Annotated in this window: 15 protein-coding genes; 10 read left to right on the top strand and 5 right to left on the bottom strand. The window is 67.4% G+C overall.

The features are described 5' to 3' along the window. Positions 1 to 121 precede the first annotated feature (121 nt). Positions 122 to 520 (top strand): DUF6491 family protein, encoded by a 399-nt coding sequence (locus EA796_RS23215; RefSeq protein ID WP_021441911.1) that lies wholly within the window; start codon positions 122 to 124, stop codon positions 518 to 520. Between the two features lie 226 nt (positions 521 to 746). Here the strand turns inward: EA796_RS23215 and EA796_RS12325 are convergent, their stop codons facing one another. Both EA796_RS12325 and xseA read right to left on the bottom strand, forming a co-directional pair. Then, positions 747 to 1,568, bottom strand: a complete 822-nt coding sequence (locus tag EA796_RS12325) for a M23 family metallopeptidase (protein ID WP_122108820.1) — start codon at positions 1,566 to 1,568, stop codon at positions 747 to 749. A gap of 53 nt (positions 1,569 to 1,621) precedes the next feature. Then, positions 1,622 to 3,001, bottom strand: a complete 1,380-nt coding sequence (gene xseA / locus EA796_RS12320) for an exodeoxyribonuclease VII large subunit (protein ID WP_122108819.1) — start codon at positions 2,999 to 3,001, stop codon at positions 1,622 to 1,624. Positions 3,002 to 3,096: 95 nt separating this feature from the next. Between xseA and EA796_RS12315 the strand changes: the two genes are divergently transcribed. The 5 genes from EA796_RS12315 to tadA all read left to right on the top strand — a co-directional run bounded on the left by EA796_RS12315 (position 3,097) and on the right by tadA (position 9,017). Beyond that, positions 3,097 to 3,648 carry a sugar ABC transporter ATPase gene (locus EA796_RS12315; protein WP_122108818.1) on the top strand — a complete coding sequence of 184 codons (552 nt, stop codon included), beginning with the start codon at positions 3,097 to 3,099 and terminating at the stop codon, positions 3,646 to 3,648. Positions 3,649 to 3,798: 150 nt separating this feature from the next. Then, positions 3,799 to 5,268: an IMP dehydrogenase gene (gene guaB / locus EA796_RS12310; RefSeq protein WP_021444550.1), complete on the top strand. Its 1,470-nt coding sequence runs from the start codon at positions 3,799 to 3,801 to the stop codon at positions 5,266 to 5,268. Between the two features lie 75 nt (positions 5,269 to 5,343). After that, positions 5,344 to 6,921, top strand: coding sequence for a glutamine-hydrolyzing GMP synthase (gene guaA / locus EA796_RS12305; RefSeq protein WP_122108817.1), 1,578 nt, complete (start codon positions 5,344 to 5,346; stop codon positions 6,919 to 6,921). Positions 6,922 to 7,098: 177 nt separating this feature from the next. Then, a complete protein-coding gene (locus EA796_RS12300; RefSeq protein WP_122108816.1) occupies positions 7,099 to 8,463 on the top strand; it encodes a multicopper oxidase family protein in 1,365 nt (454 codons plus the stop codon). A 77-nt stretch (positions 8,464 to 8,540) separates the two neighbouring features. Continuing rightward, complete coding sequence (tadA, locus tag EA796_RS12295; protein WP_122108815.1) at positions 8,541 to 9,017, top strand: tRNA adenosine(34) deaminase TadA; 477 nt, start codon at positions 8,541 to 8,543, stop codon at positions 9,015 to 9,017. Between the two features lies 1 nt (position 9,018). Here tadA and mltF read toward each other — a convergent pair whose 3' ends face one another. Further along, positions 9,019 to 10,485: a membrane-bound lytic murein transglycosylase MltF gene (mltF, locus tag EA796_RS12290; protein ID WP_122108814.1), complete on the bottom strand. Its 1,467-nt coding sequence runs from the start codon at positions 10,483 to 10,485 to the stop codon at positions 9,019 to 9,021. A gap of 167 nt (positions 10,486 to 10,652) precedes the next feature. On the opposite strand from mltF, the gene purL reads away from it, so the two are divergent. The 3 genes from purL to EA796_RS12275 all read left to right on the top strand — a co-directional run bounded on the left by purL (position 10,653) and on the right by EA796_RS12275 (position 15,438). Further along, the gene (gene purL / locus EA796_RS12285; protein ID WP_122108813.1) at positions 10,653 to 14,549 is read left to right on the top strand and encodes a phosphoribosylformylglycinamidine synthase; all 3,897 of its coding nucleotides are present in this window, start codon (positions 10,653 to 10,655) and stop codon (positions 14,547 to 14,549) included. Positions 14,550 to 14,690: 141 nt separating this feature from the next. Beyond that, entirely contained in the window at positions 14,691 to 14,960 is a 270-nt protein-coding gene (locus EA796_RS12280; RefSeq protein WP_031303259.1) for a CDGSH iron-sulfur domain-containing protein, read from the top strand. Between the two features lie 160 nt (positions 14,961 to 15,120). Beyond that, a complete protein-coding gene (locus tag EA796_RS12275; RefSeq protein ID WP_122108812.1) occupies positions 15,121 to 15,438 on the top strand; it encodes a YqfO family protein in 318 nt (105 codons plus the stop codon). A gap of 61 nt (positions 15,439 to 15,499) precedes the next feature. Here the strand turns inward: EA796_RS12275 and EA796_RS12270 are convergent, their stop codons facing one another. Next, a complete protein-coding gene (locus tag EA796_RS12270) occupies positions 15,500 to 16,003 on the bottom strand; it encodes a murein L,D-transpeptidase family protein (RefSeq protein ID WP_021444540.1) in 504 nt (167 codons plus the stop codon). Between the two features lie 22 nt (positions 16,004 to 16,025). Further along, a complete protein-coding gene (locus tag EA796_RS12265; RefSeq protein WP_122108811.1) occupies positions 16,026 to 16,580 on the bottom strand; it encodes an NUDIX hydrolase in 555 nt (184 codons plus the stop codon). Positions 16,581 to 16,730: 150 nt separating this feature from the next. On the opposite strand from EA796_RS12265, the gene EA796_RS12260 reads away from it, so the two are divergent. Further along, complete coding sequence (locus EA796_RS12260) at positions 16,731 to 17,336, top strand: CoA pyrophosphatase (protein WP_021444538.1); 606 nt, start codon at positions 16,731 to 16,733, stop codon at positions 17,334 to 17,336. The last annotated feature ends 6 nt before the right edge of the window (positions 17,337 to 17,342 follow it).

The raw sequence follows: 17,342 nt of genomic DNA, 5'->3' as shown, positions 1-17,342 counted from the left end.
GGCAGGCCGAGGCTGCGCGGCGGCCCCATCAGGCGTAGGCTGGTAACTGGCCCGGGGCTTGGTTGCGCCGAACGCGACGGCCCCGCGAGAACCCGGCGGCTCGGCCGGGAGGAGGCATGTCATGGCCAGATTCAGCGCACTTATCGCCTTGTCCCTTGCCCTGGCGCTCGGCGCCTGTGCGCAGCGGCCGGCGCCGGAAGCGCTGCCGCTGGACGAACGCCTGCAGCAGCTCGGCTATCGCCAGGGCGAGTCGCTGCGCAGCGTGTTGCGCCATGACCTCGACGGCTGGCAGTACCTGGACAAGCAGCACCTGCTGTTCGGCCGCGGCCCGGGGCGGGCCTACCTGGTGAGTTTCACCCGGCCCTGCAACAACCTGAACTTCTCCAGCCTGCTCAGCTACCGCACCACCCTCGGCATGCTGACCCCGCTGGATCACATCCTGGTGCATGACCAGGGCGGCTTTGCCGAGCCCTGCCTGATCGACGAGATTCATGCCCTGGAGCGGATCGCCCGGCATTAGCAGGCTGTTGAAAAACTACCTGCGTTGGCAATCCAGCGTTAAAAACGGCCTCGCGTGCGAGCCCAGTCAAAATGCTCATTTACAGCTCGTAAACTCCGCTTTTGATTCGCTGCGCTCACCCCTTCGGGGCAAGCCTACGGCTGTTACTACGCTACGCTGCGTGTCGGCCGTTTTTGCCTTGTCTTGCCTGCCTCGCCTACGTTTTTCAACGGCTTGCTCGCGCCGATCAGGGGGTGAAGGCGCCGATAAAGATCGCCGGGTCGACCCGTGCGTCGTTGAGGCTGACGTTCCAGTGCAGGTGCGGCCCGGTGGCGCGGCCGGTGGCGCCGACCTTGCCGATATGGCCGCCGCGGGCGATCTCCTCGCCGAGCTTCACGTCGATCTCCGACAGGTGGCAGAACATGCTGATCAGACCCTGGCCGTGGTCGAGGAACACCGTCTTGCCGTTGAAGAAGTAGTCGCCGATCAGGATCACCTCGCCGGCCGCCGGCGCCTTGATCGACGTGCCGCGATTGGCGGCGAAATCCAGGCCCGAGTGCGGGTTGCGCTCCTCGCCGTTGAAGAAGCGGCGCAGGCCGAAGGGGCTCGACAACGGGCCGTTGACCGGCCGGTCGAACAGCAGGTTGCTCGGCTGGCGCGCGCTGAAGCGCTGGTAGGCGCGGGTCTGCTCGGCCAGTTCGCGCTCGATGCGTTTGAGATTCTCGGCGTTGGGGCTGACCTGCTGTTGGTTCTTGATGTTGATGCGCTGTTCGCGATAGTGCTTGGCGCCGACCTGGAAGCTGTGTGGCCGGCCGTCGACTGCCAGCTGCTGGGCGCCGGGTTTGACCGTCAGCGGGATGCCGACTATGGCGATCCAGCGCTGGCCGTCCTCGCGGATGGTCAGCACCGGCTTGTCCTGGTAACGCACCTTTGGCGCGCTGGCGGCGTCGCCGAGATCGAGCACGGCGACGCCGCCGGGCACCGGCTTGTTCAACAGGCGGGTGATAAAGCCTTCGGCCTGAGCGGGCAGGGCGAAGGCGGTGCACAGAAGGAACGCGATCAGGCGCATGCGGCTATCCCTGGGGTGGATCGGCGCACGGCGCTTATCCACCCGGCAAAAGGTCAATCGAGCAGCGACAGCGTCGCCGGTTGAATATGGTTGTCTTCGACCCGCACATCCAGTTCGCCCTCGCCCAGGCGGGCCTTGAGGCGTTGCCCCGGGCGGGTCTGGGCGGCACGGCGCACGGCCTGGCCGCGTTCGTCGAGGAGGATGCTGTAGCCGCGGCCGAGGGTGGCCAGCGGGCTGACGATCTGCAGTTGCGCAGCCAGCGCGCCCAGTTGCTGGCGCTGGCTGCGCAACTGGCCCTGCATGGCGCGCGGCAGGCGCGCGGCCAGGCCATCCAGGCGCTGGCGCAGCAGGGCCAGGTTGCGCCCCGGATGCTGGGCGGCGAGACGGGCGTCGAGGCGCGCCAGGCGTTCGCGCTGGTTGATGAGCTGTTGGTTGAAGGCGCGGCGCAGGCGCATATCCAGATCGTCCAGGCGCTGGGCCTGCTGGCGCAGACGCTCGCCGGGATGACGCAGACGCCGGCTCACGCCCTCCAGGCGCAGCCGTTCGCGGGCCAGGCGCCCCTGCATCTGCAGCACCAGGCGGCGCTGCAGGTTGTGCAGACGCTGCACCAGCTCGCTGCTGTCGGGGGCCAGCAGCTCGGCGGCGGCCGACGGCGTCGGCGCGCGCACGTCGGCGACGAAGTCGGCGATGGACACGTCGGTCTCGTGGCCCACGGCGCTGACGATGGGCGTCACGCAGGCGGCCACGGCGCGGGCCACGGCTTCCTCGTTGAAGCACCACAGGTCCTCCAGCGAGCCGCCGCCGCGGGCCAGGATCAGTGCGTCGAAGCCCTGCGCGTCGGCCAGCTGCAGGGCGCGGACGATCTGCGCGGTGGCCTCACGGCCCTGCACCGCGGTGGGAATCAGGGTCAGCGCCACCTGCGGCGCGCGGCGGCGGAACACGCTGATAATGTCGCGGATCACCGCGCCGGTGGGCGAGGTGACGATGCCGATGCGCTTGGGATGGGCGGGCAGGGCGAGCTTGCGCTCGGTGGCAAACAGCCCTTCGGCGGACAGCTTGTCCTTGAGCGCTTCGAAGGCCAGGCGCAGGGCGCCGTCGCCGGCCGGCTCGACCGCATCGAGAATCAGCTGGTAGTCGCCGCGGCCCTCGAACAGCGAGACCTTGCCGCGTACCTTCACCGCCAGACCATCGCGCAGCGCCTGGCGCACCCGCGCGGCGTTCTGCCGGAACAGCGCGCAGCGCACCTGGGCCTGGCTATCTTTGAGGGTGAAGTAGATATGCCCAGAGGCCGGCCGCGCCAGGTTGGAGATTTCTCCCTCGACCCAGATGCTGGCGAACACGTCTTCCAGCAGCAGGCGGGCGCGGTTGTTCAGTTGGCTGACGCTGAGCACCTCGCGGTCGAGGTTCAGGCGGGCAAAGGGATCGTTGATCATGGGGCAGCATGATAAAGGCTTTGGCGTCGCGGCCATAGTTGACCGCTACACCACTACCGCTAAGCTGCGCGACTTTTCTTCGTATGGAGCACGCCATGGGCGAGAACCAGGCCATCATCGTGCCGCAGATCTCCAGCCTGCCGGGCAACGAGGCGTTGGCCGCGCGCCTGCTGCGCTGGCTGGCGCAGCGCGAGATCGTCCAGACGCATGTCAGCACCTGCGGGCGCAGCGGCAATCGCATGGCCTTCGCCATCGCCGCGGGTGCGCGGCGGGTGGTCGAGCGCCCGGAGCGGCTGCCGTTCGGCCGGCCGATCAACGGCCTGGAGCTGGTGACCAAGCGCTGCATCTACACCCCGACCCAGGGCTTTCGCGAAGAAGCCGGCTGCCCCGAGTGCCGCCAGGAGATCGGCCCGCCGCTGTTCGACAGCCTGGAACGCTGGTGGCCGGGGGAGACCGACAACTTCGCCTGCCCCGAATGCGGCTTTGAGGACGATATCAACGGCTTCCTGTTCCTGCAGCCCTGCGGCTTCTCCGACCTGGGCCTGGTGTTCAACAACTGGGCGGATGCCGGCTTTCGCCAGGACTTTCTCGACGAACTGGCCGAGCGCATCGGCTTCGCCGTGCGCCTGGTGCGGGTCGACTGCTGAGGGCGGATTGGCCGAGGTCGGATAGGGCAGGGCGTCTGCCCACTGACCGGTCGGCCGTTTTCTGGCCGCACCTGCCACACTTTGCATTGAGCGGGCGGGGGTGGCTGGGTATAATGCCGCGCTTCTTATTTTCCCGCCCGGGAGCCCGCCATGCTGCGCATCAGCCAAGAAGCACTCACTTTCGACGACGTCCTGCTCATCCCCGGTTATTCCGAGGTGTTGCCCAAGGACGTCAGCCTGAAGACCCGCCTGACCCGCGGCATCGAACTGAATATCCCGCTGCTGTCCGCCGCCATGGACACCGTCACCGAGGCGCGCCTGGCCATCGCCATGGCCCAGGAAGGCGGCATCGGCATCATCCACAAGAACATGACCATCGAGCAGCAGGCTGCCGAGGTGCGCAAGGTCAAGAAGTTCGAGGCCGGCGTGGTCAAGGACCCGATCACCATCGAGGCCGACGCCACCGTGCGCGACCTGTTCGAGCTGACCCGGCAGAACAACATCTCCGGTGTGCCGGTGCTCTCCAACGGTGACCTGGTGGGCATCGTCACCTCCCGCGACGTGCGCTTCGAGAACCGCCTGGACGCCCTGGTGCGCGAGGTGATGACGCCGAAAGAGCGTCTGGTCACCGTCAAGGAAGGCGCCGCCAAGGAAACCGTGCGCGAGCTGCTGCACAAGCACCGCATCGAGAAGGTGCTGATCGTCGACGACGCCTTCACCCTCAAGGGCATGATGACCGTCAAGGACATCGAGAAGGCCAAGGCCTACCCGCTGGCGAGCAAGGACGACCAGGGTCGCCTGCGCGTCGGCGCTGCCGTCGGCACCGGCGCCGATACCGGCGACCGCGTCGCCGCGCTGGTCAACGCCGGCGTCGACGTGATCATCGTCGACACCGCCCACGGCCACTCCAAGGGCGTGATCGACCGCGTGCGCTGGGTCAAGCAGACCTTCCCGGAAGTCCAGGTGATCGGCGGCAATATCGCCACCGGCGATGCCGCCAAGGCCCTGGTCGAAGCCGGCGCCGACGGCGTCAAGGTCGGCATCGGTCCGGGCTCGATCTGCACCACCCGTATCGTCGCCGGCGTCGGCGTGCCGCAGATCAGCGCCGTGGCCAACGTCGCCGCCGCCCTGGCCGGTAGCGGCGTACCGCTGATCGCCGACGGCGGCATCCGCTTCTCCGGCGACCTGTCCAAGGCCATAGTCGCCGGCGCTTCCGCGGTGATGATCGGCTCCATGCTGGCCGGCACCGAAGAAGCCCCGGGCGAAGTCGAACTGTTCCAGGGCCGTTCCTACAAGGCCTACCGCGGCATGGGCTCGCTGGGCGCCATGGCGCAGGCGCAGGGCTCCTCGGATCGCTACTTCCAGGACTCCTCGGCCGGTGCCGAGAAACTGGTGCCGGAAGGTATCGAAGGCCGCGTGCCGTACAAGGGCGCCATGGCCGCCATCGTCCATCAGCTGATGGGCGGCCTGCGCGCCTCCATGGGCTACACCGGCTGCGCCACCATCGAAGAGATGCGCACCAAGCCGGAGTTCGTGCGCATCACCGGCGCCGGCATGGCCGAGTCGCACGTGCACGACGTGCAGATCACCAAGGAAGCCCCGAACTATCGGGTCGGTTGATTCGCCGCAATGCTATGAATAACGGGGCTGTTCGATCAGCCCCGTGTCATTTGTGAATACCTACGAGAGACGGCCATGGCCCACGACATTCACGCCCACCGCATCCTGATTCTGGACTTCGGTTCCCAGTACACCCAACTGATCGCCCGCCGCGTGCGCGAGATCGGCGTCTATTGCGAACTGCACCCCTGGGACATGAGCGACGAGGACATCCGCGCCTTCGCCCCGCGCGGCATCATCCTCGCCGGCGGCCCGGAGTCGGTGCACGAGGAGGGTAGCCCGCGCGCGCCGCAAGCCGTGTTCGACCTCGGCGTGCCGTTGCTGGGCATCTGCTACGGCATGCAGACCATGGCCGAGCAGCTCGGCGGCAAGGTGGAAGGTTCCGACCTGCGCGAGTTCGGCTACGCCCGCGTCGACGTGGTCGGCAAGAGCCAGCTGCTCGAAGGCATCGAGGACCATGTCGACGCCGACGGCGTGCTCGGCCTCGACGTGTGGATGAGCCACGGCGACAAGGTCACCCGCATGCCCGAGGGCTTCCATATCCTCGCCAGCACCCCGAGCTGCCCGATCGCCGCCATGAGCGACGACGCCCGCCACTACTACGGCGTGCAGTTCCACCCGGAAGTGACCCACACCAAGCAGGGCGGCCGCATCCTCTCGCGCTTCGTCCTGGAGATCAGCGGCTGCGAGGCCCTGTGGACCCCGGCCAACATCGTCGACGACGCGATCGCCGCGGTGCGCGCCCAGGTCGGCGACGCCAACGTGCTGCTCGGCCTGTCCGGCGGCGTCGACTCCTCGGTGGTCGCCGCCTTGCTGCACAAGGCCATCGGCGACCAGCTGACCTGCGTGTTCGTCGACAACGGCCTGCTGCGCCTGCACGAAGGCGAGCAGGTGATGGCCATGTTCGCCGAGAACATGGGCGTCAAGGTGATCCGCGCCAACGCCGAAGAGCAGTTCCTCAACAACCTGGCCGGCGAGGCCGACCCGGAGAAGAAGCGCAAGATCATCGGCCGCACCTTTATCGATGTGTTCGATGCCGAGGCCAGCAAGCTTCCCAACATCCAGTTCCTCGCCCAGGGCACCATCTACCCGGACGTGATCGAGTCGGCTGGCGCCAAGAGCGGCAAGGCCCACGTGATCAAGAGCCACCACAACGTCGGCGGCCTGCCGGAGGAAATGAACCTCAAGCTGGTCGAGCCGCTGCGCGAACTGTTCAAGGACGAGGTGCGCAAGATCGGCCTGGAACTGGGCCTGCCCTACGACATGGTCTACCGCCACCCCTTCCCGGGCCCGGGCCTGGGCGTGCGCATCCTCGGCGAAGTGAAGAAGGAATACGCCGACCTGCTGCGCCGCGCCGACCATATCTTCATCGAAGAGCTGCGCAAGGCCGACTGGTACCACAAGACCAGCCAGGCCTTCGTGGTGTTCCAGCCGGTGAAATCGGTCGGCGTGGTCGGCGACGGTCGCCGCTACGCCTGGGTCGTCGCCCTGCGCGCCGTGGAAACCGTGGACTTCATGACCGCGCGCTGGGCGCACCTGCCCTACGAACTGCTGGAAACCGTCAGCGGCCGCATCATCAACGAAATCGAAGGCATCTCCCGCGTCACCTACGACGTGTCGAGCAAGCCGCCTGCCACCATCGAGTGGGAGTGAAGTGACCGACAGGGGCAGCGCAAGCTGCCCTTGTCGTTTCTGTCGGCCGCTGCGGCAACCTGTCTCGTTTCCGGGGTCGTCAGCCTGGCGTTGGAAATGAGAAGATGTCGCAACTTATAGCCCGGATGCCAGCCGGGTGCGGCCTTCCCGGATTGCCGCCGGGCCACGGATACGACCATGACCTTTTCCCGCAGACAAATTCTCGCCGGCCTCGGCGGCGTCAGCCTGCTCGCCCTCGGCGGTGCCGGTTACTGGTTGCGCCGCAGCCAGAGCGCCAGCCACGACTACGAGTTGATCGCCGCGCCGCTGGATATCGAGCTGGTACCCGGGCACCAGACGCCGGCCTGGGCCTATGGCGGCCAGGCGCCGGGGCTGGAGTTGCGCGCACGCCAGGGCGACTGGCTGCGGGTGCGCTTCATCAACCAGTTGCCGGAGCCCACCACCATTCACTGGCACGGCATTCGTCTGCCGCTGGAGATGGACGGCGTGCCCTATCTCTCGCAGTTGCCGGTGCTACCGGGGGAGTATTTCGACTATGTGTTCCGCGTGCCGGATGCCGGCAGCTTCTGGTATCACCCGCATAGCGCCAGCGGCGAGCAGCTGGGGCGCGGCTTGGTCGGCCCGCTGATCGTCGAGGAGCGTCAGCCCACCGGCTTTCGCCACGAGCGCACGCTGAGCCTGAAGAGCTGGCACGTGGACGGGCAGGGCGCCTTCACCGCCTTCAGCGTGCCGCGCGAGGCGGCGCGCGGCGGCACGCCCGGCGTGCTGAGCACGGTCAACGGCGTGCATGCGCCGACTGTGGAACTGCCGGCCGGCCAGGTGGTGCGCCTGCGTCTGCTCAACCTGGACAACACCCTGACCTATCGCCTCAACCTGCCGGGCGGCGAGGCGCGCATCTACGCGCTGGACGGCAATCCGGTGACGCCGCGGCCGCTGGGCAAGGAGTACTGGCTGGGGCCGGGCATGCGTATCGAGCTGGGCCTCAAGGTGCCGCCGGCCGGCCAGGCGTTGCCGCTGCGCAACGGCCCGCTGCGTCTGGCCACCCTGCGTTCGGTGGCGTCCAGCGAGCCGGCCGGTGACTGGCCGGCGGCGCTGCCGGCCAACCCGGTGGCCGAGCCGGACCTGGCCAGTGCCGAGACCCTGCGCTTCAACTTCGAGTGGGCCGGCGCCGTCTCGGTCGGCCTGGAGCAGGGCGCCGCGCACAGTTTCTGGCAGATCAACGGCCAGGCCTGGGATATCGCCGACAAGAACTGCTACGAGCGCCCCGTCGCCACCCTGCAGCGCGGCCGGAGCTATATCCTCGAGTTGCGCAACCTCAGCCAGTACCAGCACCCCATTCATCTGCACGGCATGACCTTCAAGGTGCTGGGCTCCAACCGGCGACGCATCGCGGAGCCCTGGTTCACCGATACCTATCTGCTGGGCAGGAACGAGACCGCCAGGGTGGCGCTGGTGGCCGATAATCCCGGGGTGTGGATGTTCCACTGCCACGTCATCGACCATATGGAAACCGGGCTGATGGCGGCGATCGAAGTGGTGTAGGGTGGGCGCCGTTTTGGCAGTCGCAAGCTTGATGGGTGGAAACCGCCGCGCGGTTTTCCGCCCTACGGATTGATTCAATGAAAAGACCGCAGATCATCGACCGCTCGCGCGACGAGCATTTCATGCGTGAGGCGCTGGCCCAGGCACGCCTGGGCGCGGAGCAGGGCGAGGTGCCGGTGGGCGCGGTGCTGGTGCAGGCGGGCGAGGTCGTTGGCCGCGGCTTCAACTGCCCGATCTCGCGCAGTGATCCCAGCGCCCATGCCGAGATGGTGGCGATCCGCGCAGCGGCCGAGTCCGCGCAGAACTACCGCCTGCCCGGCAGCACCCTGTACGTGACCCTGGAGCCCTGCAGCATGTGCGCCGGGCTGATCGTGCATGCGCGCATCGCCCGCGTGGTCTACGCCGCCAGCGAGCCGCGGGCCGGGGTGGCGATCAGCCAGGGCCAGTTCTTCGAGCAGGACTTTCTCAATCACCGGGTGCTGGTGGAGGGGGGGCTGCTGGCGGAGGAGAGCGGGGCGTTGCTGAAGGCGTTTTTCAAGGTTCGGCGCGGCTGAATCAGAGCGGCGGGGTCTCTTCGCTGGGCTGGCGCTTGTCGATGCCCGGCAGGTGCACGCCGCGCTCGGCCACCTGGGTGCCTTCCAGCTGCGGCTGGGTCACCCAGGTGAGAATGTCGTAGTAGCGGCGGATGTTGCGCACGAAATGCACTGGCTCGCCGCCGCGGGCGTAGCCGTAACGGGTCTTGCTGTACCACTGCTTTTGCGCCAGGCGCGGCAGGATCTTCTGTACGTCGGCCCACTTGTTGGGGTTCAGTCCCTCGGCCTCGGTGAGCTTGCGCGCATCCTCCAGGTGGCCGCCGCCGACGTTGTAGGCGGCCAGGGCGAACCAGGTGCGATCCGGCTCCTCGATGCCTTCTGGCAACTGCTCGTAGACCTGGACGAAGTAGCGTGCGCCGCCATCGATGCTCTGCTTGGGATCGAGGCGATTGGACACGCCGACCGACTGCGCGGTGCGCTGGGTCAGCATCATCAGCCCGCGTACGCCGGTCTTGGAGGTGGCGTTGGGTTGCCACAGCGATTCCTGATAGCCCATGGCGGCCAGCAGGCGCCAGTCCACCTGGTTGGCGCGGGCGGCCTGGCGAAACATCTGTTCGTACCGCGGCAGGCGCTTTTGCAGGTGCTGGGCGAAGGTGTAGGCGCCGACGTAGCCGAGCACGTCGACATGGCCGTAGTAGCGCTCCTTCAGGCGTTGCAGGGTGCCGTTGGCCTCGGCCCGCTCGAGGAAGGCGTTGGCCTCCTGCAGCAGGCTGTCGTCCTCGCCGGGCGCCACCGCCCAGCGCATGTGGTTGGCCTCGCCGAGGTCGAAGGCGACGCGCACGTTGGGGAAGTACACCTGGTTCATCGCCAGCTCGTTGGAGTCGACCAGGGTCAGGTCGATCTGGCCCTCGTCGACCATGCGCAGCAGGTCGACCACTTCCACCGCGTCGGATTCCTCGAAGGCCAGCTCCGGCACTTCCAGCTTGAGGGCGGCCAGCTGTTCGGCGTGGCTGCTGCCGGCCAGCACCAGGATGCGCTTGCCGACCAGGTCGGCGGCCTTGGTCGGGCGTGGCTGGCCCTGGCGGTAGACGACCTGCGGGGTGACTTCCAGATAGGGAATGGAGAAGCGCGCCTGGCTCTGCCGCGCCGGTGTTTCCACCAGCCCGGCGGCGGCCAGCACCGGACCGTTGGGGCGGCCGAGGCTGGCGAACAGGCTGCCGAGGTTGTCGGCGGTTTCGACCTTCAGCTCCAGGCCCAGATCGGTGGCGAAGCGCTTGGCCAGCTCGTATTCGAAGCCGGTATCGCCGTTGCGGTCCTGGAAATAGGTGGCCGGGCTGTTACGGGTGATCACGCGCAGCTCACCCTCCGCCTTTACCTGCTCGAGTACGCTGGGCTTGAGTTCTTCGCCACAGCCGCCGAGCATCAGGAGGATTCCAATCGCCAACAGCCCTGTGGCGCAACGCATGCGTATCGCAGGTCGTGCAAACATCGGCGCAGTATACGCAAAGCGCTGGCGGCGCCATATCTCGACAGCGGCGCGCTTCTCTGCTAGCGCGCATCCGTCTTGAAAGCGCCAGGCCACGGGTGCCGCGGGCGGCGCTTTAGGCTAGAATGCACGGCCTCTAGCACTCCCCCTTCCCAGAGGCTGTTCCGACGATGTTGATTCTGCGCGGCGCTCCCGCCCTTTCCGCTTTCCGCCATGGCAAATTGCTCGAGCAACTGACCAGCAAGGTGCCGGCCGTGACCGGGCTGTACGCCGAGTTCGCGCATTTCGCCGACGTCACCGGCGTGCTCAACGCCGACGAGGAACAGGTGCTCGCCCGTCTGCTCAAGTACGGCCCCAGCGTGCCGGTGCAGGAGCCCCGCGGCAAGCTGTTCCTGACCATCCCGCGCTTCGGCACCATCTCGCCCTGGTCGAGCAAGGCCAGCGACATCGCCCGTAATTGCGGTCTGGCCAAGATCCAGCGCCTGGAGCGCGGCATCGCCTATTACGTGGCCGGCGAGCTGAGCGAAGCCGACAGCGCCGCCGTCGCCGCCTTGCTGCACGACCGCATGACCCAGCTGGTGTTGAACGCCCTGGAAGACGCCGCGGCGCTGTTCAGCCATGCCCAGCCCAAGCCGCTGACCGCGGTGGACATCCTCGGCGGCGGCCGCGCCGCGCTGGAACAGGCCAACCAGGATCTGGGCCTGGCCCTGGCCGAGGACGAGATCGACTACCTAGTCAAGAGCTTCACCGAGCTGGGGCGCAACCCGCACGACATCGAGCTGATGATGTTCGCCCAGGCCAACTCCGAGCACTGCCGGCACAAGATCTTCAACGCCAGCTGGGACATCGACGGCCAGGCTCAGGACAAGTCGCTGTTCGGCATGATCAAGAACACCTACGAGATGAACCGCGAAGGAGTGCTGAGCGCCTACAAGGACAACGCCTCGGTGATCGAAGGCTTCACCGCCGGGCGTTTCTTCCCCAACCCGGAGACTCGCGAGTACGGCGCCAGCGTCGAGCCGGTGCACATCCTGATGAAGGTGGAAACCCACAACCACCCGACCGCCATCGCACCGTTCCCGGGCGCTTCCACCGGCTCCGGCGGCGAGATCCGCGACGAGGGCGCCACCGGTCGCGGCGCCAAGCCCAAGGCCGGCCTGACCGGTTTCTCGGTCTCCAACCTGAACATCCCCGATTTCGTGCAGCCCTGGGAGAAGCCCTACGGCAAGCCCGAGCGCATCGTCACCGCGCTGGACATCATGATCGAGGGCCCGCTGGGCGGCGCCGCGTTCAACAACGAGTTCGGTCGTCCGGCGCTCAACGGCTACTTCCGCACCTTCGAGCAGGCCGTGCAGAGCCCGCGCGGCGAGGAAGTGCGCGGCTACCACAAGCCGATCATGCTCGCCGGCGGCCTCGGCAACATCCGCGAAGACCATGTGCAGAAAGGTGAAATCAGCGTCGGCGCCAAGCTGATCGTGCTCGGCGGCCCAGCCATGCTGATCGGCCTGGGCGGCGGCGCCGCCTCGTCGATGGCCACCGGCGCCAGCTCGGCCGACCTGGACTTCGCCTCGGTGCAGCGCGAGAACCCGGAAATGGAACGCCGCTGCCAGGAGGTCATCGACCGCTGCTGGCAGCTGGGCGAGGCCAACCCGATCAAGTTCATCCACGACGTCGGCGCCGGCGGTATCTCCAATGCCCTGCCGGAGCTGATCAACGACGGTGGCCGCGGCGGTCGCTTCGAGCTGCGCAAGGTGCCCAACGACGAGCCGGGCATGAGCCCGCTGGAAATCTGGTGCAACGAATCCCAGGAACGCTACGTGATGTCGGTCGATGCGGCCGACTTCGAGCGCTTCAAGGCCATCTGCGAACGCGAACGCTGCCCCTTCGCCGTGGTCGGCGAGGCCATTGCCGAACCGCAGCTGACCGTGACCGACAGCCACTTCGGCAACACACCGGTGGACATGCCGCTGGAAGTGCTGCTCGGCAAGCCGCCGCGCATGCACCGCAGCGTCGCTCGCGAAGCCGAGCAGGGCGATGATTTCGACGCCGCCGGCGTGGCGATCGACGAAGCGCTGGAGCGCGTGCTGCGTCACCCGGCCGTGGCCAGCAAGAGCTTTTTGATCACCATCGGCGACCGCAGCATCACCGGCCTGGTGGCCCGCGACCAGATGGTCGGCCCCTGGCAGGTACCGGTGGCCGACTGCGCGGTGACCGCCACCAGCTTCGACGTCTATACCGGCGAAGCCATGGCCATGGGCGAGCGCACCCCGCTGGCGCTGCTCGACGCCCCGGCGTCGGGCCGCATGGCGGTGGGCGAGACCATCACCAACCTGGCCGCGGCGCGTATCGGCAAGCTGTCCGACATCAAGCTGTCGGCCAACTGGATGGCAGCCGCCGGCCACCCCGGCGAAGACGCCCGTCTCTATGACACCGTCAAGGCGGTCGGTATGGAGCTGTGTCCGCAGCTCGGCATCACCATTCCGGTGGGCAAGGACTCCATGTCGATGAAGACCCGCTGGCAGGACGCGGGCGTCGACAAGAGCGTCACCGCGCCGCTGTCGCTGGTGATTTCCGGCTTCGCCCCTGTGCAGGACATCCGCCAGACCCTGACCCCGCAACTGCGCATGGACAAGGGCGAGACCGACCTGATCCTGATCGACCTCGGCCGCGGGCAGAACCGCATGGGTGGCTCGATCCTGGCGCAGGTCTACGCGCAGATCGGCCAGCAGGCGCCGGATCTCGACGACGCCGAGGACCTCAAGGCCTTCTTCGCCGTGATCCAGGGCCTGAACGCCGACGGCCATCTGCTGGCCTACCATGACCGCTCCGACGGCGGTCTGCTGACCACCGTCTTGGAAATGGCCTTCGCCGGTCACTGCGGCCTGGCGCTGAACCTCGACGCGCTGGCCGACGCCAGCGCCGAGCTGCCGGCCGTGCTGTTCAACGAGGAGCTGGGTGCGGTGATCCAGGTGCGCCAGGACGCCACTCCGGAAGTGCTGGCGCAGTTCAGCGCCGCCGGTCTGGGCGACTGCGTGGCGGTGATCGGCCAGGCGGTGAACAACGGCGAAATCGGCATCAGCTTCAACGGCGAGCCGGTGTTCACCGGCGAGCGTCGCCTGCTGCAGCGTCAGTGGGCCGAGACCAGCTACCGCATCCAGCGCCTGCGCGACAACGCCCAGGGCGCCGATCAGGAGTTCGACCTGCTGCTGGAAGAGGACAACCCCGGTCTGTCGGTCAAGCTCGGCTTCGACGTCAACCAGGACGTGGCCGCGCCCTATATCAAGAAGGGCGTACGGCCGCAGGTGGCGATCCTCCGCGAGCAGGGCGTCAACGGTCAGGTGGAGATGGCCGCGGCATTCGACCGCGCCGGCTTCGCCGCCGTCGACGTGCATATGAGCGACATCCTCGCCGGCCGCGTCAGCCTGGAAGAGTTCAAGGGGCTGGTGGCCTGCGGCGGCTTCTCCTATGGCGACGTGCTCGGCGCCGGCGAGGGCTGGGCCAAGTCCGTGCTGTTCAACGCCCGCGCGCGCGATGCCTTCCAGGGCTTCTTCGAGCGGCGCGACAGCTTCGCCCTCGGCGTGTGCAACGGCTGCCAGATGATGAGCAACCTGCACGAGCTGATCCCCGGCACCGAGTTCTGGCCGCACTTCGTGCGCAACCGCTCCGAGCAGTTCGAGGCGCGCGTGGCCATGGTGCAGATCCAGGAATCGGCGTCGATCTTCCTGCAGGGCATGGCCGGCTCGCGTCTGCCGATCGCCATCGCCCACGGCGAAGGCCATGCCGAGTTCGAGAGCGAGGAGGCGCTGCTGGAAGCCGATCTGTCCGGCACCGTGGCCCTGCGCTATGTCGACAACCACGGCAAGGTCACCGAGAGCTACCCGGCCAACCCCAACGGTTCGCCGCGCGGCATCACCGGCCTGACCAGTCGCGACGGCCGTGTGACCATCATGATGCCGCACCCGGAGCGGGTGTTCCGCGCCGTGCAGAACTCCTGGCGCCCGGACGAGTGGCAGGAAGACGGCGGCTGGATGCGCATGTTCCGCAACGCCCGCGTCTGGGTGAACTAAAAGCGGCCGCGCAGCGGCCTTCCGCTGACCCTCTCCCGCATGCGGGAGAGGGTTTGCAAATCCCCTCGCCGGATGCAATCCGGGGAAGCACGTGCAATCCCTCCCGGATTTCATCCGGGCTACACCGGCAGGCCCCCCCCCATGGCCGACGATGCTCCACCCATCCTTCCCGAAGTCCGCCTGGTTCGTCCGGGGGATTGCCTGCGCCTCTGCCGCTGCGGAGCTTCCTCGGCCTTGCCCGACTGCAACCGCACCTGCGCCGAGGCGTTGCGGCTGACCGCCGAGCGCGAACAGCGTCTGCTGCTCTGCCGCTGCGGCCGTTCGGCCGATCTACCCTATTGCGATGGCAGCCACAGTCCGCCGGCGCCCGGTCTGGGCGACAAGTGGCGGCGCTTTATCGGCAAGGCCTGAGGCCGCGGAACGCCTGCCCGGGCGGCGAGTCGAAAGTAACGAACGAGCTGGCGGATGCGGAATTTCCGAGGTGGTTCTCAGTATTGCGCTGAGGCAAAATGCCATCATTTCGGCGTCATGGCTTGTCTGTTGTTCGGTTGCCCCATCTGCGGAGAACTTGATGTACAAACTGTGTTTTTACGTGCCGGAAAGCCATCTGGAGCCGGTGAAGAAGGCGGTGTTCGCCGCCGGCGGCGGCCGCATCGGCCGCTACGACAGCTGCTGCTGGCAGGCGCTCGGCCAGGGCCAGTTCCGTGCGCTGGAGGGCAGCCAGCCGTTTCTCGGCCAGATCGGCGGCGTCGAGCAGGTGGCGGAGTGGAAGGTCGAGCTGGTGGTGGCCGACGAGCTGATCCACGATGCGGTCAAGGCGCTCAAGCAGTCCCATCCCTACGAGACGCCGGCGTTCGATGTCTGGCGCCTGTCGGATCTGCAGTTCTAGGGGGTGTGGTGCGGAGATATCGTTCATGCGGTGCGCACGGCCTGGGCGGCCCCGCGACACCCTAGGGGCGGATCTCGATCAGCGTGCCGTCCTTGACCAGCTCCCACACCTCGCGCATGTCGTCGTTCTTCATGGCGATGCAGCCTTCGGTCCAGTCCAGGGTATGGAAGAACCACTCGGGGTATTCCTCGTCCAGCGGCGTGCCGTGGATCATGATCATGCCGCCCGGCGGCACGCCGGCCTGGCTCGCGTTGGCCAGGTCGCGGGCGTTGGGGTAGGAGATGTGCAGCGATAGCTGGTACTTGTCGCTGGCCTTGCGCCAGTCGATCCAGTAGAAGCCTTCCGGCGTGCGCAGGTCGCCTTCGCGCTGCTTGGCGCCGTTGGGCTGCTTGCCGAGGGAGATGCGGTAGGACTTGATGGTCTCGCCGCGTCGCTGCAGGTGCAGCTGGCGTTCGGACTTGAGCACCAGCACCTTGTCCACCTGGCGCGTGGCGTCGATGGGGGTGGCGTTGGCCTGCACGTTCAGGCTGAGGGTCAGGCACAACAGGGGCAACAGCCAGCGCATCGGAATACTTCTCGGCAAGGGGTCAACGGGGTCGGTAATGAGCGCGCAGGGCTTCCAGCGGCTCGTTGCGCACCGGAAACAGGTTCTGCCGGCGGTCGGCGAAGAAACATTCTAAGGTACGGCCTATGGTCGGGAAAGCCAGCTCCGACCAGGGGATTTCCGCTTCGGCGAACAGGCGCACCTCGAGGCTTTCCTCGCCCACGGCGAAATCCAGGTCGACCAGCTCGGCGCGAAACAGCATGTACACCTGGCTGATATGCGGCAGGTCGAACAGGGTGTAGAGATTGAGGTCGCGCACCCGCGCGCAGGCCTCTTCCAGGGTTTCCCTTGCCGCCGCCTGCTCGATGGTTTCGCCGTTTTCCATGAAGCCGGCCGGCAGGGTCCAGTAGCCGCGGCGCGGTTCGATGGCGCGGCGGCACAGCAGCACCTGCTCGCCCCACACCGGCAGGCAGCCGGCAACGATGCGCGGGTTCTCGTAGTGCACCGTATGGCAGTGGTTGCACACGTGGCGCAGGCGGTTGTCGCCGACGGGGATCGCCCGGGTCAGCGGCTGGCCGCATTGGCTGCAATATTTCATGGCTTGTCCTCGGCCTGTTGGGACTATCTTGGCGCGCCGGCGGCATGGCCGGCAAGCCCGCCAACTCGGCCGCCTTGCCCTGTCTTCGGGCTTGGGCGCGGCGCCGCTTTCATGCCATGATGCCGGGCATAACAATCCCCGAGTGTGCCCATGCTGGACGAGTTGCTCCATCGCGTGCGCGGTCATCGGCCGCGCCCTCTGGAGACCGAGCGCAGCTTCCCCGAGGCGGCGGTGCTGGTCCCCATCACCCGCAGTGACGAACCCGAACTGGTGCTGACCCTGCGCGCCAGCGGTTTGTCGACCCACAGTGGCGAGGTGGCCTTCCCCGGCGGTCGGCGCGACCCGGAGGATCGCGACCTGGTGCATACCGCCCTGCGCGAAGCCGAGGAGGAAATCGGCCTGCCGCCGGGGCTGGTCGAGGTGATAGGACCGCTCAGCAGCCTGGTGTCGCGCCACGGCATCCAGGTCACCCCCTATGTCGGCCTGGTGCCAGATTACGTGGAGTACAAGGCCAACGATGCCGAGATCGCCTCGGTGTTCTCGGTGCCGCTGGCGTTCTTCCGCGATGACCCGCGCGAATTGACCCACCGTATCGACTACCTCGGGCACAGCTGGTACGTGCCGTCCTACACCTATGGCGAGTACCGCATCTGGGGCCTGACCGCGATCATGGTGGTGGAGCTGGTCAATCTGCTGTACGACGACGCGCAGATCGCCCTGCACCAGCCGCCCGAACACTTCATTCATCTGCGTTGAACCCGT

Origin of the sequence: Pseudomonas sp. AOB-7 (genome assembly GCF_003696305.1) — a bacterium.
Lineage (GTDB): Bacteria > Pseudomonadota > Gammaproteobacteria > Pseudomonadales > Pseudomonadaceae > Aquipseudomonas.
This window is presented reverse-complemented; position numbering and strand designations above follow the sequence as displayed.